The organism is Oceaniserpentilla sp. 4NH20-0058, assembly GCF_040371755.1.
GTDB lineage: Bacteria > Pseudomonadota > Gammaproteobacteria > Pseudomonadales > Oceanobacteraceae > Bermanella.
On record NZ_BAABWE010000001.1, the window covers coordinates 324,079 to 348,715 of the forward strand.

General features: G+C 41.6%; 21 protein-coding genes. 3 read left to right on the forward strand and 18 right to left on the reverse strand.

Going from position 1 to position 24,637, the window contains the following annotated elements; translation table 11 throughout:
* Positions 1-56: 56 nt before the first annotated feature.
* The 5 genes from ABWV45_RS01475 to leuC all read right to left on the reverse strand — a co-directional run bounded on the left by ABWV45_RS01475 (position 57) and on the right by leuC (position 8,190).
* A complete protein-coding gene (locus ABWV45_RS01475; RefSeq protein ID WP_353347954.1) occupies positions 57-3,521 on the reverse strand; it encodes a FimV/HubP family polar landmark protein in 3,465 nt (1,154 codons plus the stop codon).
* Between the two features lie 232 nt (positions 3,522-3,753).
* Positions 3,754-4,878, reverse strand: coding sequence for an aspartate-semialdehyde dehydrogenase (asd, locus tag ABWV45_RS01480; RefSeq protein WP_353347956.1), 1,125 nt, complete (start codon positions 4,876-4,878; stop codon positions 3,754-3,756).
* 2 nt (positions 4,879-4,880) lie between these two features.
* On the reverse strand, positions 4,881-5,966 hold the full coding sequence (leuB, locus tag ABWV45_RS01485) for a 3-isopropylmalate dehydrogenase (protein WP_353347958.1): 1,086 nt from the start codon (positions 5,964-5,966) through the stop codon (positions 4,881-4,883).
* Positions 5,967-6,103: 137 nt separating this feature from the next.
* Positions 6,104-6,751: a 3-isopropylmalate dehydratase small subunit gene (gene leuD, locus ABWV45_RS01490; RefSeq protein WP_353347960.1), complete on the reverse strand. Its 648-nt coding sequence runs from the start codon at positions 6,749-6,751 to the stop codon at positions 6,104-6,106.
* An 11-nt stretch (positions 6,752-6,762) separates the two neighbouring features.
* Positions 6,763-8,190 (reverse strand): 3-isopropylmalate dehydratase large subunit, encoded by a 1,428-nt coding sequence (gene leuC / locus ABWV45_RS01495; RefSeq protein ID WP_353347962.1) that lies wholly within the window; start codon positions 8,188-8,190, stop codon positions 6,763-6,765.
* Positions 8,191-8,426: 236 nt separating this feature from the next.
* Between leuC and ABWV45_RS01500 the strand changes: the two genes are divergently transcribed.
* A complete protein-coding gene (locus ABWV45_RS01500) occupies positions 8,427-9,329 on the forward strand; it encodes a LysR family transcriptional regulator (RefSeq protein ID WP_353347964.1) in 903 nt (300 codons plus the stop codon).
* An 86-nt stretch (positions 9,330-9,415) separates the two neighbouring features.
* Positions 9,416-10,348, forward strand: coding sequence for a universal stress protein (locus ABWV45_RS01505; RefSeq protein ID WP_353347966.1), 933 nt, complete (start codon positions 9,416-9,418; stop codon positions 10,346-10,348).
* Between the two features lie 21 nt (positions 10,349-10,369).
* Here ABWV45_RS01505 and ABWV45_RS01510 read toward each other — a convergent pair whose 3' ends face one another.
* The 3 genes from ABWV45_RS01510 to ABWV45_RS01520 all read right to left on the reverse strand — a co-directional run bounded on the left by ABWV45_RS01510 (position 10,370) and on the right by ABWV45_RS01520 (position 12,950).
* Positions 10,370-11,461, reverse strand: a complete 1,092-nt coding sequence (locus ABWV45_RS01510) for a hypothetical protein (protein WP_353347968.1) — start codon at positions 11,459-11,461, stop codon at positions 10,370-10,372.
* Between the two features lie 31 nt (positions 11,462-11,492).
* Positions 11,493-12,149, reverse strand: coding sequence for an NADPH-dependent FMN reductase family protein (arsH, locus tag ABWV45_RS01515; protein ID WP_502914646.1), 657 nt, complete (start codon positions 12,147-12,149; stop codon positions 11,493-11,495).
* 324 nt (positions 12,150-12,473) lie between these two features.
* Complete coding sequence (locus ABWV45_RS01520; RefSeq protein ID WP_502914647.1) at positions 12,474-12,950, reverse strand: Lrp/AsnC family transcriptional regulator; 477 nt, start codon at positions 12,948-12,950, stop codon at positions 12,474-12,476.
* Between the two features lie 270 nt (positions 12,951-13,220).
* Here ABWV45_RS01520 and leuA point away from each other — a divergent pair, with 270 nt between their 5' ends.
* The gene (gene leuA / locus ABWV45_RS01525) at positions 13,221-14,888 is read left to right on the forward strand and encodes a 2-isopropylmalate synthase (RefSeq protein WP_353347970.1); all 1,668 of its coding nucleotides are present in this window, start codon (positions 13,221-13,223) and stop codon (positions 14,886-14,888) included.
* A gap of 193 nt (positions 14,889-15,081) precedes the next feature.
* On the opposite strand, the gene ABWV45_RS01530 is transcribed toward leuA, so the two are convergent.
* The 10 genes from ABWV45_RS01530 to fabD form a co-directional block, all read right to left on the reverse strand.
* The gene (locus ABWV45_RS01530) at positions 15,082-16,665 is read right to left on the reverse strand and encodes a glycerol-3-phosphate dehydrogenase/oxidase (protein ID WP_353347972.1); all 1,584 of its coding nucleotides are present in this window, start codon (positions 16,663-16,665) and stop codon (positions 15,082-15,084) included.
* Positions 16,666-17,341: 676 nt separating this feature from the next.
* Positions 17,342-17,689 (reverse strand): PilZ domain-containing protein, encoded by a 348-nt coding sequence (locus tag ABWV45_RS01535; RefSeq protein ID WP_353347974.1) that lies wholly within the window; start codon positions 17,687-17,689, stop codon positions 17,342-17,344.
* A gap of 31 nt (positions 17,690-17,720) precedes the next feature.
* Positions 17,721-18,728: a DNA polymerase III subunit delta' gene (locus ABWV45_RS01540; protein ID WP_353347976.1), complete on the reverse strand. Its 1,008-nt coding sequence runs from the start codon at positions 18,726-18,728 to the stop codon at positions 17,721-17,723.
* Positions 18,725-19,348: a dTMP kinase gene (tmk, locus tag ABWV45_RS01545; protein ID WP_353347978.1), complete on the reverse strand. Its 624-nt coding sequence runs from the start codon at positions 19,346-19,348 to the stop codon at positions 18,725-18,727. Before tmk ends, ABWV45_RS01540 begins: the two co-directional genes overlap by 4 nt.
* Before the next feature lie 3 nt (positions 19,349-19,351).
* Positions 19,352-20,374 (reverse strand): endolytic transglycosylase MltG, encoded by a 1,023-nt coding sequence (gene mltG, locus ABWV45_RS01550; RefSeq protein WP_353347980.1) that lies wholly within the window; start codon positions 20,372-20,374, stop codon positions 19,352-19,354.
* The gene (pabC, locus tag ABWV45_RS01555; RefSeq protein ID WP_353347982.1) at positions 20,367-21,200 is read right to left on the reverse strand and encodes an aminodeoxychorismate lyase; all 834 of its coding nucleotides are present in this window, start codon (positions 21,198-21,200) and stop codon (positions 20,367-20,369) included. The genes mltG and pabC overlap by 8 nt, the downstream gene beginning before the upstream one ends.
* Positions 21,201-21,208: 8 nt before the next feature.
* Positions 21,209-22,441 carry a beta-ketoacyl-ACP synthase II gene (gene fabF / locus ABWV45_RS01560; protein WP_353347984.1) on the reverse strand — a complete coding sequence of 411 codons (1,233 nt, stop codon included), beginning with the start codon at positions 22,439-22,441 and terminating at the stop codon, positions 21,209-21,211.
* An 87-nt stretch (positions 22,442-22,528) separates the two neighbouring features.
* Positions 22,529-22,762 (reverse strand): acyl carrier protein, encoded by a 234-nt coding sequence (gene acpP, locus ABWV45_RS01565; RefSeq protein WP_353347986.1) that lies wholly within the window; start codon positions 22,760-22,762, stop codon positions 22,529-22,531.
* A 211-nt stretch (positions 22,763-22,973) separates the two neighbouring features.
* Positions 22,974-23,699: a 3-oxoacyl-[acyl-carrier-protein] reductase gene (fabG, locus tag ABWV45_RS01570; protein WP_353347988.1), complete on the reverse strand. Its 726-nt coding sequence runs from the start codon at positions 23,697-23,699 to the stop codon at positions 22,974-22,976.
* Between the two features lie 9 nt (positions 23,700-23,708).
* Positions 23,709-24,623: an ACP S-malonyltransferase gene (gene fabD, locus ABWV45_RS01575; protein ID WP_353347990.1), complete on the reverse strand. Its 915-nt coding sequence runs from the start codon at positions 24,621-24,623 to the stop codon at positions 23,709-23,711.
* Positions 24,624-24,637 lie beyond the last annotated feature (14 nt).

Below are 24,637 nucleotides of genomic sequence, written 5' to 3' on the forward strand. Positions count from 1 at the left end.
AAAACAAAACCCGAATATGTCACCATAATCGGGTTTTGTTTGTCATATTTAAAGAATTAAGCCAAGCTGTCTAGCAACTTATTAGCTTCAACTTTTTGTTGGTCATTACCTTCTTCAATTACCTCTTGAAGAATTTCTTTTGCACCCTCTTGATCTTCCATGTCGATATAGGCTCTTGCCAAATCTAACTTGGTTTCACTTTCATCAGTACCACTTAGGAAATCTAGATCGCTATCGAGGTTATCCAAGTCTAGGTCATCAATGTCACCTAATGGAGGAAAATCATCATCCTCTAAGTCATCAGAACCTAATGTTGGTAACTCTTCTTTATATTCCTCAGCAACAGCATCTGTGGATGAAAGTATTTCTTGAAGGTCTGCTTCTGTATCTGCTTCATCAGCAACTGATATATCAAAATCATCATTCAATTCAGGCAGATCAAGTTCATCTGACTCAGACTCTAATGTTGGTAACTCAATATCATCAGCTGAAAGCTCATTTAATTCAGACTCTAATGTTGGTAATTCAATATCAGTGGCTGAAAGCTCATCTGATTCAGATTCTAATACCGGCAATTCAATATCATCAGCTGAAAGCTCATCTGATTCAGATTCAAGTGTTGGCAATTCAATATCAGTGGCTGAAAGCTCATCTAACTGAGCATCAATATCATCAACAACTTCATCTGTTAATTCAGGAAGATCCACTTCTTCATCAAAAGAGAGTCCTTCTTCAAACTCAGGAAGCTGCTCCTCTTCAGAGTCAAAATCAGCACTTAACTGTATATCATCATCTAATTCATCTGCTAAATCCAAAGTAGCTTCTTCAGCTAGATCGAAAGATAAATCATCTGTATTGTCTGTCTCGGCTTCGTCATCAAGCTCAAAAGAAATATCATCGACTGATTCATCTTTAATATCCAACGGCAGATCGTCTGCTGATAACTCAGGAATAACATCCACATCATCATCTGATAACTCAAAATCTAAAGAGTCACCTGATTCAGCCTCTTCATCAATACTAAAGTCAAAATCATCTGATTCAGCAGACTCGTCTACCGTTGAATCTTGATCTTCAGTCGCGTCCAAAGAAATCTCTGAATCTTCTAAATCTAAATCCAAACCTTCAAATGATACATCGTCGTCAGCGTTTAAATCTAAATCATCTAAATTTAAGTCATCGCTATCAGTGTGGATTAGATCAGATTCATCCACATCCAATGATTCAAACTCCAAATCACTATCAGCTTCATTTGACTCAGCATCCAATTCATTAAAATCAAACTCAACATCATCTTCGCCAAGGGAAACACCTTCCCCTAAAGAATCATTTAACGCTTCAAGCTCAGCAGTGGAAGAATTTTCTTCTAGGTCCAAGTCATCAAGACTAGCTACCTCTTCTTCTAAGTCTAAATCAGACAATTCATCAATAGAATTCCCGTCTGATGAGAAATCCATATCAAATTCCAAATCGGAATCAAGGGATAGTTCTTCATCAAGTGACGAAATATCGTCCTGAGTCCCAAGGTCCAACCCATCCAGATCAAAATCTAGATCGCTTGACTCTTCAATAGATGCATCCTCTGACAAATCAGCTACGAGGTCATCGCTTTGATCTGCAGAGTTTTCGGGTTCATCAAGATCAAAGTCCATTGAGAAGTCTTCATTGACATCTTCAACCGCACTTTCAATCTCACCCGATGCATCACTTGATAGTAGTTCTTGCTGTTTTGCTACAGCGTCATCGTCACCAAGCTCAGTTAAAATCTCAATTAACTTGGTACGATACTCTTGACGATCTGGACTTGAGACTAACGACTTTTCAAGTAGGTCACGAGCTGGTTCTAATCGGTTATAAGCTAGATATACATCTACCTCACCCATTACATCTTCTGGGCTTAACTCAGGTTCAGCAGAAGCAAGTTCTCCAGTATCTAAAGACTCAGACTCTGTACCAAGGTCAAACTCATTTTCATTATTCTCTTCAGATACATCTATGTTGGCATCTAAATCATCACCTAGATCCACATCATCTATATCGCTATCCAACATAGATTTTGTTGATTCGTTTTCAGCATCTTGCTGTTTTTCTTTACGCTTACGCGCGACATTGACACCCACTAAAGCAAGCAGCAGCACTAGCAATCCCGCACCTAAAATAGGTGGGTTTTCCATAACAAAAGCTATAGGATCAAACGCCTCTTCGACGACAGGAGATGGTAAGGCTTTTGGTTTAACTGGCTTAGGATCTTCTGCCTTCACAGCCTCAGGCTTTTTAACCTCCTCTTTCACTGTGTCAGCAAAATTCAAATCCTGTTGAGGAGCATTCGGATCTGCAGCTTCCACTACTGGTTTCTCAAGTCCGCTCGGTTTCGCCATACCTGCTTGGATCGCAACCATTTGCTCATCTTTTAGATTGATCAAACGTTGCAAGGTATTAATTTGTTCTTCAAGAGTATCTAGACGAGTACGCAGTTCTTGATTTTCACGAGTGGATTTATCAAGATTTTCAAGTGTGATTGACAGCTCTTTTTCCAAACGGGACTGATCGCCCGCTGTTTTAGCTGACACTTGGCCACTGGCCCCACGTTCACTATCTGTTGTTGCATCACCGCCAGCAACGAGTTTAAGGCGAGTTTCTTCAACCTTATCGGCGCGCTCTATAGTAGTTTCTTTTCGAGTAGCATCTAACTGTGCTTTACGCTTAGTTAGTGATTGATTCTGCAGTGCAACCTCAGATACCGCCTCATCAAAAGTGCGCGATAACATTTGCTCCTCAGATGGAACACGAAGAACCTGATTCGCTTTGAGACGATTAATATTACCGCCAATAAAGGCATCAGGATTTAAATCTTGGATCGCTAACATCGCCTGTTGAGGTGAGATAGAACGATTTGGGCGGGTTGTAATTGCTACTTCCCAAAGTGTATCGTTAGTCTTGACTTTATATACGTCATCTTTCTTTTCAACTGACTTTGGTTGCTTTTGCACAAACTTTTCAGGTTCAACCTGAGTAACATCCGGCTTTTCTGAAACTGGTGCCACAGCTGGCAAAGAAGGTTCTTGTTCTTCTTCAACATAATCAGATTCAGCAGGAGCAACAGCTTCAACTGGCTCTTCGGTAAATACAGGGGGATCAAGTAATAAAGTATATTCGCGCAGCAAACGACCGTTTGGCCAATCTACCTGCACAAGAAAATTCAAAAAAGGTTCAACAACCGCTTTTTGTGATGTCACATGAATAAATACGTCTCCGCTTTCTTCACGCTCCACCTCAAACTTAAGGCTGTTCAAAAAGAATACATACTCAACCCCAGACTTTTCAAATTCGTCTGAAGAGGCCAAGTTGGGCTTCATTTCCCAATTTTCTAGCTCACCTGCCTTCATAAGCTTGATTCGTGCATCTAAGGGCTGGTTTAACGCAGATTCCAGCTCTATATCGCCCATGCCCAAGGCAAGAACGTTTGTCGCACTCATCATCGCCCCAGATGCGGCAATTGCAATCGCGAGCTTTCGCAACATAGCAATGTATCCTTATTCTTTTAATACTTTGGGCCGACAGGGTAAATTTAGCCCTATCTAACAACCAACTTATATGATTGTGTAATTAAGCGAGTAAGTATTAAGTAATTTCAAGTATTTATCAATATTTATAAGGGCTTGCGAGCCGTTTCAGCATGATTGTGAGGATCGCTTGGCAGGATTTGAGGTATTTAACACCTACAGGATCATGGATTCTGTAGGTGCTCTCAATTTATCGCGCTAATAGTATACGCAACATACGACGAAGAGGCTCAGCTGCACCCCATAAAAGCTGATCACCAACCGTAAAGGCAGATATGTATTCAGGCCCCATAGACAGCTTACGGATACGACCTACAGGAATACTTAGCGTTCCTGTCACTTTAGCTGGCGTTAGCTCTTGCATGGTGATATCACGGTCATTCGGAATCACTTTCACCCAGTCATTGGCACCGGCCAAAATAGATTCAATCTCAGCCACAGGTAGGTCTTTCTTCAGCTTAATTGTCATAGCTTGAGAATGACAGCGCATGGCACCCACTCGCACACACAGCCCATCAATTGGCGTTGGCGCATTTGAGGTACCCATGATTTTATTGGCCTCCACTTCAGCCTTCCATTCCTCACGGCTTTGCCCTGACTCTAATTGGGAGTCAATATATGGAATTAAGCTACCCGCCAGTGGTACGCCGAATTGGTCTACCGGATATTCTTTACTGCGAATGAATTCAGCGGTGCTTTTATCTATCTCTAAAATCGCTGAGGCAGGATCATCCAATAAACCTTTCACATTATCGCGAACCGCGCCCATCTGGCTGATTAGCTCACGCATGTGTTTAGCCCCAGATCCAGAAGCCGCCTGATAAGTCATAGGGGAAACCCATTCGATCAAATCTTTCTCGAATAAACCGCCCAATGCCAATAACATCAAGCTAACCGTGCAGTTACCACCTACATAAGTTTTAACACCGGAATCAAGGCCACTCTCAATTACATTTTGGTTCACAGGATCAAGAACAATAATGGCATCGTCTTTCATGCGAAGAGAAGATGCCGCATCAATCCAGTAGCCATCCCACCCGGCTTCGCGCAATTTAGGGTAAACTTCTTTAGTATAATCACCGCCTTGACAAGTGATGATTACGTCTTGGGCTTTTAACGCATTAACATCAAATGCATCTTCCAACAATCCAGCATCTTTGCCTGCAAAATCAGGTGCAGGTAAACCCTTTTGAGACGTTGTGAAGAACACAGGATTAATTAAATCAAAATCCCCTTCTTCTTGCATACGTTGCATGAGCACAGAGCCCACCATGCCACGCCAGCCAACGAGACCAACTTTCAATTCATTACTCATACTTATAGCTCCTGTAGGGCTGCAACTACCGCCTCACCCATTTTCGCTGTCGATACTTTAGTCATGCCATCAGAGAAAATATCGGCTGTACGCAGGCCTTGATCCAGTACGTTACTTACGGCTTTTTCAATTGCATCCGCTGCAGCCACTTCACCCAAGCTATAGCGAAGCATCATAGAAGCAGACAAAATTGTGGCAAGTGGATTTGCAATACCTTGACCAGCAATATCTGGCGCACTGCCATGACAAGGCTCATACATACCTTTGTTGTCTTTATCTAAAGAGGCAGATGGCAACATACCAATCGAGCCCGTCAACATGGCAGCAGCATCGGATAAAATATCACCGAACATGTTACCAGTTACCATTACATCAAATTGTTTTGGCGCTCGCACAAGCTGCATGGCGGCGTTATCCACATACATATGTGAAAGCTCAACATCTGGATAGTTTTTCGCTTCTTGTTCCATAATTTCACGCCAAAGTACGGTCACTTCGAGTACGTTAGCTTTATCAACAGAACATAATTTTTTACCGCGTTTTTGTGCCGACTCAAACGCCACTTTAGCAATACGACGAATTTCCGTCTCGTTGTACACGTAAGTGTTGTAACCTTCACGCTCGCCGTTTTCTAACGTGCGAATACCACGAGGCTTACCAAAATAAATACCACCGGTTAATTCACGTACGATTAAAATATCCAAACCTGAAACCACTTCAGGCTTTAAGCTTGAAGCATCCGCCAGCTGCGGATACAAAATAGCCGGACGCAAGTTACCAAACAGTTCAAGGCCAGACCGCAAACCAAGTAAGCCTTTTTCTGGGCGAAGCTCACGATCTTCAAGGTTATCCCATTTAGGGCCACCAACCGCACCAAGCAAGATAGCATCCGCTGAACGGGCTTTATCCATAGTGACATCAGGTAATGGCGAACCGAACTCATCATAAGCAGCACCGCCGACTAATGCATTATCTAATTCAATATCTAAATTGAATTTTTCTTTTGCGACTTCTAAAACATTAACCGCTTCAGTTACGATTTCTGGGCCAATACCATCGCCCGGTAATACTAGAATTTTTTTAGTCATTTATTTCACTTCGCTCTTTAAAGAGAGATGGGCAACGGGAGATGAAAGACGGTAATACGCTCTTTCAAACCCCGCACCATTAAAATTCACATGAGACAAACACGTCTAACGTCTCTCATCCCACATTTTACGTTTAGCTATTTAACCTGATCAAACAACCAAGGCGATGTCTGACGACGCTTCGCTTCATACGCTTTAATATCGTCAGCATCTTGCAGTGTTAAACCAATATCATCTAAGCCATTTAGCAAACAATGCTTGCGGAACGAATCCACTTCAAAGGCAATGGTGTCACCATTAGGCTTAACAATATTTTGGTTTTCCAAATCTACGGTTAACTCATAGCCTTCGTTAGCTGCAACGTCTTTGAATAATCCATCTACTGTCGCTTCATCCAACACAATCGGAAGCAAGCCATTTTTAAAACTGTTATTGAAGAAAATATCCGCATAGCTTGGCGCTATAATCGTACGAAAACCATAATCTTCTAACGCCCATGGCGCGTGCTCACGCGATGAACCACAACCAAAGTTTTCACGGGCCAATAAAACAGACGCGCCTTTATAGCGAGGCTGATTCAATACAAAGTCAGGGTTTAACGGACGACCAGAGTTATCTGCATCCGGCTGACCTTCATCTAAGTAGCGCAATTCATCAAACAAATTAGGGCCAAAACCACTGCGTTTAATGGATTTCAAAAACTGTTTAGGGATAATCATGTCCGTATCGATATTCGCTCGATCCATAGGAGCCACGATACCGCTTTGTTTTACAAAAGGTTCCATATTGATACTCCTTATTTAACCAATTCGAACTGACGAACATCAACAAAGTGACCTGCCACCGCAGCCGCTGCTGCCATGGCTGGACTCACCAAATGGGTACGACCACCGTAACCCTGACGACCTTCGAAATTACGGTTAGAAGTTGAGGCACAATGTTCACCATTACCTAACTTATCCGCATTCATAGCCAAACACATTGAACAACCCGGCTCACGCCATTCAAAACCAGCTTCGATAAAGACTTTATCCAATCCTTCTTCTTCCGCTTGTTTTTTAACTAGGCCTGAACCCGGTACAACCAAAGCCTGCTTTACGCTATCAGCTACTTTATTGCCTTTGGCAACAGCGGCGGCTGCGCGTAAATCTTCAATACGGCTATTGGTGCACGATCCGATAAATACACGGTCCAATTCGATATCGGTAATCGCTTGACCTGGCTCTAAGCCCATATACTCATAGGCACGTTCAAAACCGCTGCGCTCTACATCGTCTTTAGCGTCTTCTAACTTAGGTACAAAACCATCAATGGTGGTGACCATCTCAGGGCTTGTTCCCCAAGTCACTTGCGGAAGAATATCTTCGGCTTTGATCTGAACCACTTTATCAAATACAGCATCTTCGTCGGATTTTAAATCAGACCAGGCTTCTACTGCCTTAGCCCAATCATCGCCTTTTGGTGCATAAGCACGGTCTTTAACGTAATCAGCCGTAATTTCATCAAATGCCACCATACCCACGCGAGCACCGGCTTCGATTGCCATATTACACATGGTCATACGGCCTTCCATGCTCATGGAACGTATGGCGCTGCCGCCAAATTCCATTGCACAACCGTTACCACCTGCCGTACCGATCAAACCAATGACATGCAATACAACGTCTTTACCTGTAATGCCTGCCCCTAGCTCGCCTTCTACATTAATTAAAAGGTTTTTCATTTTGCGCTGAATCAAGCACTGGGTGGCCATAACGTGCTCAACCTCAGATGTACCAATACCATGAGCCAATGCAGCAAACGCACCGTGAGTAGCAGTATGGGAATCACCACATACAACGGTCATACCCGGAAGAGTAGCGCCTTGCTCTGGACCAACTACGTGTACGATACCTTGGCGAATGTCTTTCATTTTAAATTCAACAATGCCAAATTCATCGCAGTTGTCATCTAAGGTTTTCACTTGGATTTTAGAAACGGGGTCCACAATGCCTTCAATGCCCACATCACGCTCTGTTTTGGTGGTTGGTACATTATGATCTGGGGTGGCTAAATTAGCATCGATGCGCCAAGGCTTACGACCCGCAATACGCAGACCTTCAAATGCTTGCGGAGAGGTTACTTCGTGCAGTAACTGGCGGTCGATGTAGATTAAAGCGGTGCCGTCATCACGGGTTTTCACCACGTGCTGGTTCCATAGTTTGTCGTAAAGTGTTTGTGCCATCTGCTCTCTCCTCGAAACTGTCTACGTTGCCAGTACCTTGTTAAAAATTGACTCAAATCCTCACTTAGCGCACTAAGCTCCGGTTTTTCGCCCATTTTTCCGCGTACTGACGGCCTCGACGACGTTTCTCTTTATAATATTTTTTACTTGACGCAAGTGTACGACCCCGCTACAAATAACTCAAATTCATATTTTTTATTAATTGGATAACTTTTAGTAATCCGTAAGGTTAAATAGTGGATACCCAATCTTTACAGGCTTTTATAGCCGTTGCTGAAACCGAGTCATTTTCACTGGCTGGCCAGCGCCTGCATCTTACCCAACCTGCGGTAAGTAAGCGTATTGCTTTACTAGAAGACAGCCTAGACAGTCAGTTATTTGATCGATTACCCCGAAAAGCGGTGCTTACCCCTGCAGGTGAGGCTTTGTTACCCAAGGCCAAGCATATTCTAAGCGAGTTACTTGAAATAAAAACTGAGTTGGCCAGCTTAAGTGGCGATATCAGCGGAACATTACGCATAGGCACCAGCCATCACATAGGGCTACACCACTTGCCTCATTTATTAAGGCAGTTCCATACCGCTTACCCGCAAGTAAAACTGGCTATGCAGTTTTTAGGATCAGAAGCCGCTTGCGAGGCTTTAGCCCAAGGAGAACTCGACATTGCTTTTGCCACACTGCCCCTTGAGGAGCACCCTAAACTAGATATGCAACCTATTTGGCGTGACCCACTCAGTTTTGTTTGTGCTTTCACTCATCCACTAAGCAAAATGAAAAAATTAACCCTTCAAGATCTCACCCAATTTGAAGCCATTCTGCCGGAACCCAATACAGTTACGTTTGAGATAATAGAAGACGCTTTTAAAGCGGATGGACTCTCATTGCAAAGCGCCCTGCCGAGTCGTTATCGAGAAACCATCAGCATGATGTCCAGCTATATGGAGACCATTAAAATGATGGCCAGCGTAGGCCTTGGTTGGGCAGTCCTTCCAGAACATATGGCTAAAGATAAAGATTTAATGAAATTACCCATTGGACCAAAGCACTTACATCGTGAACTAGGAGTACTACAACGAAAAGGCAAAACTCTGGGGACGGCTGGCAAAGCCTTTTTAGCCATTCTTCCGAACAATGGATGACATACAGCAATATTTACTTTAGCTTGAAGCGCATAATAAAAAGATAACGACTAAACTAAATAAAGTTACATAAACGGAGCACAGCCATGCTAGCCATTAATAACGTGTTATTGGTATTAGACCAATCATTAGAAAACAACACAGCATTAAAACGCGCCATGCAAGTTTGCAAAGAGCACGATGCAAACCTTTTTGTAACAACCTATACGTATAATCATGCCTGTGAAGAAGGTTCCCTTACAGACTTAGACATGCGCCATGAACTTAAATCCATGTTATTGGAACAAGCTCAAGCGTGGGCTGAGGCGTTATTTGAAGAACACTACCTTCCTAAAGACACCCCACTTTCTATTTGTTGGAGTGATCACGCCTATCAAGCGGTATTGGATAATACTGAAGAAGCCAGCTTTGACTTAGTTATCAAAGCCGCAGCAAAACACCATAATATTCTTGAACGTGTTTTACAGCATCAAGATTGGAATTTACTAAAATATTCACCCGCCCCTGTTTTACTGGTAAAAGGCAAAACCTCTTGGGACGCTCAAACCATCGTCAATGCTGTGGATGCCACATCACTTGATGACGCTCATAAAATCATTAATGAACACATTTTTGAATTCACTGAAATTTTAAATCAAGACAACAATTACCAAGTACATCTTGTAAACAGCTTTCCTTTAATGAGCCTAACACTTGCCAGCCTACCAGATGCACCCATTCCGGAAGATTTACAGCAGTATGTACAACAACAGCATATCGATGCCAGTGAGTCTCTCGCTGAAAAATTCAATATACCTGAAGAGAGAATTCACGTATTAGAAGGCGACCCAGAAACAGCCATCACTGATATCGCTAGAAAACTAGATGCAGATGTCATCGCTATCGGAGTATTAATTGATGATGAATTACAAAGTACTATTTTGGGTAGCACCGTAGAGCACGTTCTTGATGCGACTGATAGTGATGTATTAGCCATCAAACCCCAAGACGGGGTAAAGGATATTGATGAGGCGAGCTAACAAGGTGCTCGCCAAACAGCTTTAATATAACTTGGTAAAAAATATACCGGCTTGATTACTGGTATATTTTTCACCATCAGCTCTGGTGAAGGTTAACCAACTCAACTGCGCTCCCAAAGACACTCCCATTGCGCCACGAATCTCAGCAAATACTTTAGGCCCAAATGTAGGGTCGAACTTATATTTATCGCCACTTAATGTATATTGATGCCCACCTCTAAACGTTAAACCTAGCCCCAAGCTGCTCACTTGATTAGATTCAACCCATAACAAATCAGACATTCCATAGAATTGCGAATGACTAGCCCCTGATTTATCTCCAACTGATAAATAACCAAAACCTAAACTGGCACGAATACTAGAAGATGGTCTTGAAGGCACTGCAAACGAATAACCCATGGACAACATTGGGCCACCTCCGAGTGTTAAATCTGGTAAATAATCTTCAGCTGTTGCTAAATCATAACCGCCTTTATCAAAAGCAAACTGCCAGAACGGACCAGATAATTTTTCAAACGGTTGAGGAAAGTCCTCATCTGGGGTTAGCAGTTCAAGATGACCTAATGGAAGATACGCCGCAGGCTTGCGCTTACTAAAGGGTGAAACACTATAACTCCAACTGGCACCTTCATGATTAGTCGTATATGAGGCTTCTTGTCCAAAAAGTTTTGGTTCCGTACGAATAACCACATAACCAATATCTGGATTCAAACGAACAGGGACAGCCGCATATCGACCAGCAGAACTAAACTGAGTAAAGCGAAGTTGTGGTCGCTGAATATCGACCTGCTCCATAGCGTAATTGTAAAGCTCAATAACGGGATAGAAGAATCCATCCCCTTCTTCTGATTTTTGAATATAGGTCCGTAGTTGAATAACAAAACTTCCATGCCCTTTAGGTAACTCATACGCTTTATAAAAGCTTTTCTTACCATTTATATCTATCACACCAGAAGATAAGTCAGGATCTTCCTGCATTCCAACAGGCAGCGGCTCAAAACTAAGCACATCCTTTGCTGGGGTATTATCCAGCAAGTTTCTTTGCTCAATAGGGGTTAAACCCGAACATGCCGATAGCGACAAACAGATAACCAAAGACAACAATATACGCATATTACATTCCATAAGGCTGTAACCTAATCCTTTAATCTTTAGGTTTGTTTTCACTAAATCTATGGGTTAAAAAATCACTATGATCACGCAAGATCAATGTCATATGGAATAACTCCTCCATAACATCAATAATACGATCACGATAGCTAGAATCTTTCATAGTACCGTCATCATTGAACTCTTTCCACGCCATTGCTACTGATGATTGATTCGGTATCGTGAACATACGCATCCAACGACCTAAAATACGTAAATTATTCACAGCATTAAATGACTGAGACCCACCACTGACTTGCATGACCGCTAAAGTTCTACCTTGAGTCGGTCTAACTGACCCAATACTTAAAGGAATCCAATCAATCTGATTCTTGATCACAGAAGTGATATTGCCGTGAATTTCTGGAGAGCACCACACCATAGCCTCAGACCACTGAGCCAGCTCATGTAGCTCTTGCACTTTTGGGTGTTCATAGGTTTGACGGTCAAAAATTGGTAACCCTTCTGGGTTGTATACTTTTACATCCGCACCAAATGACTCAAGAATACGAGCCGCCTCTAACGCCGCTTTTTTACTGAAAGACTCTGGTCTTAAAGAACCATATAAAATCAGTACTTTTGGTGGGTGTTCACTTAAACTAGTGGACTTAATTTTTTTTAATGAATCGTTTAAATTGTGATCTGGTAACATAATACACCGTAATGGCCCACAGGAACCCTTAGTGATGTAATAGGTTTACCCGTGTAATACCGTTTTGCGTTCAAAGTCAATTAACGTGCTCGCCAATTGACCTTCACACTTGTCATATTGAAACTAAAGTAATTGTAACAGCTGGTATAAATATTCTGCCATAGCCATAACCGATAAAGATTTAAATCCCTTTGGCAATCCACCCAGTTTAAAATCAAGATAGGTTAAAATTTGGACTATTTAACCGTATAAAAAACGGCATTAGTTCTTTTAGAATATCTCAAGCTAATCTCTTTTTAGCCACCAAACTAACTACCCACTCAATTAGCTCGATTCAATTGGTAGCGTGCTTCTTTCTAGAACCTTCCTCATTACAAAACTTGAATGCACACCTGTGACACCTTCTAATTTCGTTAACTTACCCAGTAAAAACTTCTGGTAAGCATCCATACCTGACACTACCACCTTTAACACATAGTCCGCGCTCTGACCTGTAATCAGATAACATTCGAGAACCTCTTCAAAGCTATTCACTTTAGATTCAAAGCTCTCAAAACGCTCTGGGGTGTGACGATCCATACTAATAGAAATTATTGCCAACAGATCTAACCCTAACTTTTTTGCATCTAGAATGGTTACGGTTTTTATAATAAACCCAGCATCCTCAAGAGCTTTTACTCGACGAGAACAAGGACTTGCTGACAGACCTACTTTCTCGGCTAATTCAAGGTTACTGATAGCCCCGTTCTTTTGCATTTCCATTAAAATTCGACGATCCGTTCGATCCAACTGGTGCATCATTCACCCCTCCTAGCCAAAATAACAAATACCCAGCAATTATACACCAAAATACAACAACAAGTTGAAATTATTAACCCTAAAATCAGCTTTAAACTGCAATATTAGCAATCATACACCCTGAATATTCACATATAATTAATATCACTTGGAAGGAGCCATTAGCCACAAGCTAAGAACATTAAAAAGGCCAAAAGCCTTTAAAGTCCAAACCCATCACCAAAAGTGATTCTCCTTTCAAGTAACAACCCATGATGACAGTCGAGAAATACTATGTTTGACCACAGAAAATACAAACCTAACAAAGGTATTAAAAAGACAGATAGAAAGTGGCCAGCAAACTCTATCGAGCAAGCACCCGCGTGGTGCGCAGTTGACCTCAGAGATGGCAACCAAGCCCTTATAGAACCGATGAACGTGGCGCAAAAGCAGAAATTATGGACTCTATTGATCGACATGGGTTTTAAAGAAATTGAGGTGGGTTTTCCTAGTGCCTCACAAACTGACTTTGATTTTGTTAGATGGTTAATCAAAGAAAATCAAATTCCTCAAGATGTCACCATCCAAGTTTTGGTACAAGCACGTGACGAGTTAATTGAAAGAACATTCGAAGCTTTGAAAGGAGTGAAACAAGCCGTTGTACATGTTTACAACTCAACCTCCCCTGTTCAGCGTGAAAAAGTATTTGAATTAGATAAGCAAGGCATCATAAATATTGCGACAAGAGGTGCTCAAAAAGTTTTGTCCGAATCAAAACGTTATCCCAGCACACAATGGACATTTCAATATAGCCCTGAAAGTTTCTCCAGTACCGAGACTGATTTTGCTATAGATGTTTGTAATTCCGTTATTGATGTATGGCAACCAACATCTGACAAAAAAATTATTATCAACCTGCCTGCTACTGTCGAGTGCGCTGGCCCGAATGTATTTGCAGATCAAGTGGAAACTTTTTGCGAGCATATAAAACAACGAGAAAACATCATAATCAGTATTCATACCCATAATGATAGAGGATGTGCAGTCGCAGCTGCCGAGTTAGCAATACTAGCAGGAGCTGACAGAATTGAAGGGACATTATTGGGCAATGGTGAACGCACAGGAAACATGGACATTATCACTATGGCCATGAACCTATACAGCCAAGGCATCGACCCAAAACTAAATTTAAGTGATGCAAAACGCATAACCCGAACTGTTGAAGAATGTACTAACATCCCAACACATGCACGCCACCCTTGGATGGGGGACTTAGTCTACACAGCATTTAGTGGCTCTCATCAAGATGCCATAAAAAAATGTTTAGCCTTGCAAGACGAGAATTCAACATGGGAAGTAGCGTATCTTCCCATTGACCCAAAAGATATTGGCCGAGACTACCAATCCGTCATACGGGTTAATAGTCAAAGTGGTAAAGGTGGCGTGGCTTACATTTTAGAGTCTGAGTTTAATATTCAGCTGCCAAGATGGATGCAGATTCAAGTTAGCCAAAAAGTGCAGCAAGAAAGTGAAGGTAAAGGCGAGGTATCAGCCAATGAAATATACCAAATATTTAAAGTGCACTTTTTAAGTTCGAATGGGCCTATTTCGTTATTGGATTATGACATACAAGCTAAGCAAGACTCTCAATCCAAGGTCATGCATCTTCATTTAAAAGACGAACATAAAACATTCACATTACACCATCAAAGCGAAGGTGCCATTGATGGCTTAACAAAAGCGCTAGGCGAATACTTAAATGTATCAATGGACGTCACACAATATAATGAAAGCTCTTTAGGGTTTCATTCTGATGCGAATGCTTTGGCGAGTATTGAAATTAATATAAACAATCAAACCATTTATGGATGCGCAATCGAGAAAGACAGCTTAAAAGCAAGCTTACTCGCAATTATGAATGCGACTAACACTTACTTAAGTAAGCAAACCATCGCAGCATAAGGTATGACAACACCCCGAGGCATATTTCTTAGTACTTTAAAGAGAATGCTTAGGGGTAGGAAATAACAGGCCAACGTTTAATTCAGCCCCATAGATATTTTGAAGTTATTACTTATTCATCGAATCAGACTAAATGTAGCGAATATTAACTCGCATTCTACAATCAATATTAAATACAATTTAGCTATATTTTTTAAGGCAAATAATAATACGCTTTCCAAATATCACAGTATCGTTGCCATTGTTCAGCAAACTCATCGTCTGACCACATCAATTCTTGCTGGCATATTTGTTTAATCTTATTTCGCTCTTGGGTACCACCATCATCCAAAAACAAACCAATACGAGTGCGACGAAGCATCAAATCATCTAAGTTAATCACACTTTCTGAACGAGCCGAAAAACGCACTTGAGCCCAAAACGTCAATGTCCCGGGTACCAGCACCCAACCTTCTTCCTTACTGCATTGGCACAGGTCATTTAATCTGGCACCATAAAAACCAGACAATCGTTGAATTTGTTGTTCAGTTAATTCATTCAAGGCTTCATTATTAATTGGGTAATGATTAAATATACGTTGTTTATTATCAGCGTAGGCCAAGCCCTTTAAATAATGACTAGCCGCTTTCAATACATCTAAAGCAATGAGTCTGAAGGTCGTCAATTTACCCCCACTAACTGTAATCACACCATTATCATCCCAAATAGTATGATCTCGCTTTTCTGCCGATGGACTCAAAGCACCGCTTGATACAATTGGCCTGACTCCTGCGAACGAAGAGACTATATCTGTTTTTTGTAAATTAGAATCTGGAAATAATCCGTTCGCCGCCTTTAATAAATAATCAACCTCATTTTGTTGTATCGAAGGCTCAGTTAGACTTACCTTTGGGTTATCGAGATCTGTCGTTCCCACCACGGTCATACCTTCCCACGGATAAATAAACATGCTTCTACCATCTGTGGGATGTTTTAATGTAATAGAGAGGTCACAGGGTAGACGCCTATTGTGAAACATTAAATGACTTCCCCGTAATGGGCGAATTTTTGGCGACTGACCAAAATCTTGCCTAAATTTATCAGCCCACGCACCAGTAGCACTGACAATAACTTTTGCTTTTATTTGGTAAGCTTCCCCACTTTTTTGGTCAAATGCTTGCAGCTTATTAATTTGCTCCTCTTCGTTGATAATTTCTGTAACTTCACAATAGTTTAGCGCCACAGCTCCATCATTTTGAGCTTCTTGCAGTACCCTCATAACCAAGCGGGAGTCGTCTGTTATTGCATCTGCAAACTGAGTCACCCCTATTAAGTTAGTGCTATTTAACCCAGGTAATACAGACAATGCAGCTTGTTTATTGATGTACTTTCTATATTTATGCCCAGCAAATAAATCGTAAACAGCCAATAATATGGAGAATACTCTCGGCCCAGGAAACTGCCCTTTATAATGAGGCCAAACATAAGGCAGCAGATTCACAAGTCCCGGAGCTTCTTTCATTAGTCGCTCCCGCTCTTTAACAGAATGGCTTGTCAATTTTAGATTTCCTGACGCTAAATAACGCAACCCTCCGTGCACCATTTTAGATGAACGGCTTGAAGTCCCCCATGCAAAATCCTTTTGTTCAAGCAATAAAACACTAAACCCTTGACGAGCGGCTTCTCTTGCAACACCTACACCTGTAATCCCGCCACCAACAATCACCATATCCCATTCATTGTGATCCTTAATTGAATCTATGACTTTAGAACGGGTATCTAGCCGATTTAATTCCATTAAATACATTCTCTTAAATTAGCAGTTACGTATAAGCTGAGCATCTGGGTTCACGCCCTATAAAAAACCCACTTGAAAGTACAAATATTACTTTTATTCCAAGCACTTCCCCTGCTTTCAAAAAGAGGGTAACTTATCTGCACGCCATACTAATGATTATTCATGTCAGTCTTTTAACAATCAGATAACTATCGCCACTCGTGATTCTATCCTATCTATTGGGAGGCTTCTTGCTTGCTTCGCCACTTTGGGTTTTGATACACCTAACATATTAAAAGCCTAGACCTAGGCATACATATGGCAATACACATAGCCCATCAAAACCTTATTGCTCACTTGTCTCGATTCCCTAACACACCTTGATTTAAACGCTCTCAATATATCCAAACTGGCTCTTATCGTATACTTTGCAACATGGCTATGACATCCATTGCCAAACGATTAAAGACGTATTAACAGCGCTTCAATCAATATTTCAATGTGTATACTATCAATTATAAAATTATAGATGAGAGCTAGATAATTTTTTAAAACAGGAGCAAGCGGTCTTACGTAATACTCAACTTTCTATACAAGTATTACACTGGCTTAGGGTTTAATGAGCCACAATCATGTCATTGCAGCTTTAAAAGAGAGTATAGGAAAAACCTTGTGATATTTGCGCAGGTATTTAATTTTATAACGTATGAGTAGGTCGATCTGAACTTAACGCACCTGCTAAGTGAGTTTCGATCTTATTGCGTGCAGCATTTTCTTCTGCAAACTGAACCCCAACACCAGCTGTCTTGTTACCTTGAGCACCTTTTGGTGTAATCCAAATTACCTTACCTGCAACTGGGATTTTTTCTGGTTCATCCATCAAACTCAACAGCATGAACACCTCATCTCCCATGGAGTAAGATTTATTGGTTGGTATAAACAAGCCGCCATGTTTAATAAATGGCATATAAGCGGCGTATAAAACTGCTTTGTCTTTGATCGTTAGCGATAGAATGCCGTTCCCCGGCCCTAACTTAGGTGGCATATTGCTGACCTTATTATTGTAATACTGCAAGTTATTTAGAAGATTGCCCCAATAAGCCAAGCCAGTCAATGAGCACAGACTCTATCATCATCACAGGGTTAGGGTTAGCCTGCCCTCTAAACGCCATTTGAGATTGTACAAGCTTCATTAGAACTCGTTCTATTTGGGTGTATGGAGCACACTGCGCCACTTGCTGAGTTTGAACACGCAGCTCAGGCATGGCTATATTCACGGTATCTGAACCCGACTTTAACTTCTGAGCATCCAATAATAAATGGTAAAACCATTGTAATAGGTTCTCCATATCCCAGTTTTTCCATTTTGTTAATAGATCACTCCACATAACTTGGCGGTTTTGAAAATCCATCATATTTTGGCAAAACTGCATATACTGAACATGAACATCTTGCTCAATAAGCTCTATTGCTTTAAGTGGGGCTCCACTGGCTAACCGCAATACACTGTTGGCATTTTCTGGGCTTAATTGAGTTGCACTATTTTGCTGCAACCATGTTAAGGCTAGCTGGAATTCAGGCGGATAAATCGAGAACTGCTGGCAACGACTTTTTATAGTCGCTAATAGTCCACTAGGCTGATGACTATACAATAGCAGCGTTACGTTTGAACTAGGCTCTTCTAGGCTTTTTAATAACGCATTTGAAGCGTTGATATTCATAGCTTCAGCTGGGCCCAATAACACTACTTTGCTCTGGCCTTTTTGTGCAGTGGTATTTACAAACTCTGTGACCCTGCGTATTTGCTCAATTTTAATTTGCTTACCTTTCTCTTCTGGCTCAACCATCAGTAAATCAGGATGTGAGCCAGCATTAAACAAATTGCAACTGGCACATTGGCCACAAGGTTTTGTTTCTCTATTGGAACATAATAGCAATTGACTAAGTTCACGCAGATACAATCGTTTGCCCAAGCCAGCCTGACCAGTTAGCAACAATGCATGACCTAAACGCTGCTTATCATACTGACCCAATATCTGGTCATTTATAATATTCAACCAAGGCAAGGCATGTGGGACTTTCATACACTCTCTCGCTGCAAAAGATGCTCCAAACTGGTTTCGATATTAGTCTGAACATCTTCAAGACTTTGGGTGGCGTCTATTACCTTGAATCGGTCATACTGCTTTGCTCGTGCTAAAAACATATCTCTGACACGATTAAAAAACGCCAAGTCTTCCGCTTCTATGCGATCAGCAGCACTGCGTTTAGCAGCACGTTCGCGTCCAATTTCAACTGGCGCATCCAGCAATAATGTTAAATCTGGCTGAACGTTTTTATGTACCAGAGTCTCTAAACTCTCAATTGAACTTAAGTTCATTTGACGACCACCACCTTGATAAGCATAGGTAGAATCTGTAAAGCGATCGCAAATCACCCACTTCCCTTGGTCAATTGCAGGTTTAATTAATTTTTCTAAATGCTGAGAGCGAGAAGCAAACATCATAAGCAATTCAGCTTCACTACTGACATCACCACCGTGAAGCAGCAATTCCCGTAATCGCTCACCCAAGTCTGTACCGCCTGGTTCACGGGTTGAGATATATTCAATGCCCTGTTTTTCTAGCCATGCCTGAATAAATTTAAGGTTTGTGGTTTTACCAACACCTTCAATGCCTTCAATGGTAATAAAACAACCTTTCATAATTTATTGATCCGTTGGCGTTGAACGATATTCATCTTTACGTTTGTATATTTGATAATGGCGAACCGCTTTATTATGTTCCGCTAGAGTGGATGAAAACTGATGTCTACCATCGCCTTTTGCAACAAAATATAACTCTTCACCATCTGCAGGGTGCAAAGCAGCATGAATGGCTTCTCGCCCCACCATGGCAATCGGAGTCGGCGGCAATCCTTTCATGCGATAAGTATTATAAGCTGTTTTTTCTCGAAGGTGTTTCTTGCGGATATTACCTTTATACCGATCACCTAAACCATAAATAACGGTTGGGTCTGTTTCTAAACGCATGCGTTTCTGTAAGCGTCTTACAAATACACCTGCAATCATTTCACGCTCTTCTGGGGCTGCCGTTTCTTTTTCTACAATTGAAGCCATAACCAATGCCTCATATGGCGTTTTATAGGGTAAACCCTCTTCACGCTCACGCCACTCTTCTGCTAATACAGTTTCTAGGCGAATCTGTGCCCGCACAAGAATCTCAGATGCACGAGTATTTCTATGAAACTGGTATGTATCTGGAAAAAAGCGACCTTCCGGATGCCCTTCCAATCCTAAGAAAGTCATTAACTGCGAGACATCAGACGGCAGATCTTGAATTAACTTATCGTTAGCGGCAAGACGAGACATCATTTCATGAACATTTTGCCCTTCAACTAGGGTAATTTTATATTGAACCGATTTGCCTTTTATTAAGGTATCTAAAACATCCCAACTATTCATTTGCGGGGTTAATTCATATTCACCGGCTTTTGCTAAACGGGATTTACCAGACAACTTAGCAACAAGCATAATCCAGCGACTGTCCTGCATCCAATTTTCACGCTCTAACTTCATAAAAAAACTAGATACAGGTCGGCCTTTCTCTAATGCTACAACTTGTTTTTCAGATATGTTTAACGGGCGCTGCAATTGAAACATGCCGTATATCATTAATGCTAAAAACCAAATTAGCAGCATAATCATTAGCAAGCTGATTCGCTTACGCATAAATATCCCCTATTTCCCACGCATCAATAAGGTCAGTGCTCACCTCACCGATTTTAAATTCTCTTTTCAGTAATGTTTTTATTGGCACGATTCCCATCACACTATTACAAATAAAACCCTTGGAGATGGCTGACAGATCATCAGTGGTTATATTTACTTCGGTGATTTTAATGCCATTTTTCACAGCGTAATTCATTACACATTGCCGCATAACACCGGCCACGCCAGATACATCTAATTTAGGTGTAATCAACTCTGAATTCTTTTCAAAAAAGACATTACTCATAGCACCTTCAATTATAAATTTCAGATGGTTAACCATTAATCCTTCAAAAGCTAAATCACCCAATTCAGCTTTCGCTAAAACATTCTCTAAACGATTTAAATGTTTAAGCCCTGCTAACTGGGGTTGAATTGAACATTGTGTATTTAGTATCGTGACATCAACACCCGATGAATAAATTTCATTAGAGTATTCAGGTGCTGAATTATAGAAGGCAGTGACATGAGGCTTAATACTTTTGTCATAGCCATAACCTCTTTGGCTATCTCCTCGACTAACAACAACTTTTAAAACACCGTTTTTAACGCCGCTTAAGTCAACAAATGATCGAGCATAACTTTCAAAGAACTCTGCCAGATTTTCATCCGGTAGCGCAATGTTTAAACGAGATAATCCTTGTGACATACGCATCACATGATGCCTTAAACCAAGAATCATCCCGCTTTTTAATACCATGGTTTCAAATAGACCATCAGCAAATTGAGCGGCTCGATTCCAACCATCCAGCTGACCCAAGTACTGCTGATTGTCTATTACCCACATAGCAGGCCTTATTTAACTTTACTGAAGATCAACGATCCGTTAGTACCGCCAAAACCAAATGAATTACTTAAAACGTTCGTCAACTCAACTTCACGCGCAGTATGAGGCACGTAATCTAGGTTACAACCGTCTTCTAAGTTTTCAAGGTTAATAGTTGGGGGAACAATATTATGCATTAATGCCTTAACCGCAAAAATAGCTTCAATAGCACCCGCTGCGCCTAACAAATGGCCAGTCATTGATTTGGTTGAAGATACTAGCGTATGCCCACCAATAGTATCTTCAATCGCACGGCTTTCTGCCACATCACCCGCAGGTGTAGATGTACCATGTGCGTTTACATACTGCACGTCAGAGCCATTTAGACCAGCATCTTTCAGCGCATTGGCCATGGCTTTTGCCGCACCACTACCGTCTTCTGGTGGTGTTGTCATGTGGTAAGCGTCATCACTCATACCAAAACCAGTGATTTCAGCTAGGATATTTGCACCACGCTTTTTAGCTGCTTCGTATTCTTCTAAAACTAAAATACCTGCACCATCACCTAATACAAAGCCATCACGGTCTTTATCCCAAGGGCGAGATGCTTTTTGTGGATCATCGTTACGAGTAGACATAGCACGGGCAGCCGCAAATCCAGCCATACCACTTGGAGTACAAGCAGCTTCAGCACCACCTGCCAACATTGCATCAGCATCGCCATAAGCAATTGTACGAGCAGCATAACCAATGTTATGGGTACCTGTGGTACATGCTGTAGAAATTGCAAAGTTAGGGCCTTTAAAGTCCCATAGCATCGCAGCATGACCCGCTAACATATTTACAATTGAAGCTGGAATATAAAAAGGACTAACACGACGTGGACCTGATTTAGTCAACTGAGTGTAGTTGTGCTCAATGGTACTAAGACCACCAATACCTGACCCTAAAGCACAACCGATACGGTCTGGCGAATAACCTGCGTCTTGGATGCCAGAGTTTTTCACCGCTTCATCCGCAGCTACTAAGCCATATTGGATAAAGGTATCCATTTTTTTAGCATCTTTCGGGGTAATCACATCTTTCAATGAGAAATCTTTAACAGTACCTGCAAATTGAGTGGCAATTGCAGAGGCATCAAAGTGAGTGATGGTGTCAATACCACTTTGGCCTTTAATTAGGCCCTGCCAAGTGGATTCCACATCATTTGCTATTGGGGTGATCGCCCCTAAACCAGTCACTACAACACGGCGCTTAGCCATATTCTTTTCCTTTTTTATTGTCTCTATTGTTCTTACAAACGAAAAAGCCGCCTATGAAGTGGCGGCTTTTTTATCAATGCTTATCGTTTAGATATGCGCAATGATGTAATCAATAGCTTCTTGAACAGTCGTTAGTTTTTCAGCGTCTTCATCAGGAATTTCAGTTTCAAATTCCTCTTCAAGAGCCATTACTAACTCAACCGTATCCAAAGAGTCTGCGCCTAAGTCTTCAACAAAGCGAGAAGTACCTTTCGCTTCGTCTTCTTTAACACCTAGCTGTTCGCAAACAACTTTTTTTACGCGTTCTTCAATGCTGCTCATAATTCATCCTATTTAATCTATAGAGCCTACACTCTATAATGGCTCAATCTATAAAAAGCACATTATACCGCTCTTTGAGCAGGGGTAAACCAAAGTTTACACCTGTTCTGTGCTGGATTAAATTGCCAAATTACAAGTCAACATTCCTTAAGCTATTGATATTAAAGCCATATTTCCGCTTATACTAATACCAAATAGTAGCTATGGGTGATTAACCCATATTTAAGCCACCATTGACGTTAATCACTTGGCCTGTAATGTAGCCTGCTTCCTGTGAAGTAAGGAAAGAAACTGCACTGGCAATTTCTGCTGGCTCACCATAACGACCAAGAGGAATATTAGCCATCATGGCGTTTTTCTGATCTTCCGTTAACTCATCCGTCATATCGGTTGCAATGAAACCCGGCGCAACCGCATTCACAGTAATTCCGCGACTACCAACCTCATAAGCCAAAGAACGAGTAAGACCCTCAATACCAGCCTTAGATGAACAGTAGTTAGCCTGCCCTGGGTTGCCCATAGCTCCAACCACAGAGCTAATATTAACAATACGGCCCCAGCGTTGCTTCATCATCCCCTTCAAGAAGGCTTTAGTCAGACGGAACGCACCACTTAAGTTAGTCTCGATGACGTTTTCCCAATCTTCGTCTTTCATGCGAAGCATTAAATTATCTTTAGTAATACCAGCATTATTTACCAGCACGGCAACCGCACCTAAAGCATTCACTTGTTTGGTAAATTCCGCGCAGCTTTCTTTACTGGATAAGTTAAGTACAAACGCTGTACCGTTTTCACCTAAATAATCTTTAATAGCGGATACGCCAGACTCAGAGGTGGCAGACGCCACCACAAAATAGTCAGCTTCCACTAATGATTTTGCTATAGCTTGACCAATCCCACGACTGGCACCTGTTACAACCGCAATGGCTTTTGACATCTTAATTCCTTACAAAGCTTGTAGCGTACTAACTGAATTTACAGTTTGAGAATTTAACTGCTTGGCAATTCGCTTGTTCAAACCTGTTAGTACTTTGCCTGGTCCTACTTCTACCAGATTTTCCACCCCTTTGTCAGCAAGCTGAAGCACAGATTGAGTCCATCGTACCGGAGAGGCAATTTGCTTAACCAAGTTTAATCGAATTTGCTGCGCATCTTGCTCGAATGTGTTAGTGGCATTTTGAAGAACTGGGACACTTGGGTTTTTGACATCAAACCCTTCTAAAAACTGAGCAAACTCGTCAGCAGCTGGTGCCATAAGCGCACTATGAAACGGCCCACTTACTGGCAACAACATAGCTCGTTTAGCGCCGTTTTCTTTGCAAGCGTCTACCGCACGCTCTACCGCTTCTTTATTACCTGCAATTACAAGCTGACCAGGGCTATTATAATTAGCCGCCTGTACCACTTGACCTTGAGCGCTTTGTACGCAAATTTCTTCTACCTTATTATCTTCCATACCTAAAATAGCCGCCATAGCGCCCACACCATTAGGTACCGCAATTTGCATTAACTCGCCACGACGGCGAACTAACAACAACGCATCTTCGAAGCTCAAAGCCCCTGCACATACCAATGCAGAATACTCACCCAAACTATGACCCGCCATGACATCAGCAGCAAACGCACCATTCATTGCTCGCCATAAAGCCACTTCAACTGCAACCAAAGCGGGCTGGGTATTATTGGTACTGTTTAATTCTTCAGCAGGACCATTCAGGATAAGATCACTTATTTTAAAACCTAATACTTCATCTGCTTGCGCTAATGTCTCTTGTGCGACTGCATATTCAGCGAACACGTCAGATAACATCCCAACACTTTGAGATCCTTGACCGGGGAAAACTACGGCATTTTTATACATATTCATTCCAGAAT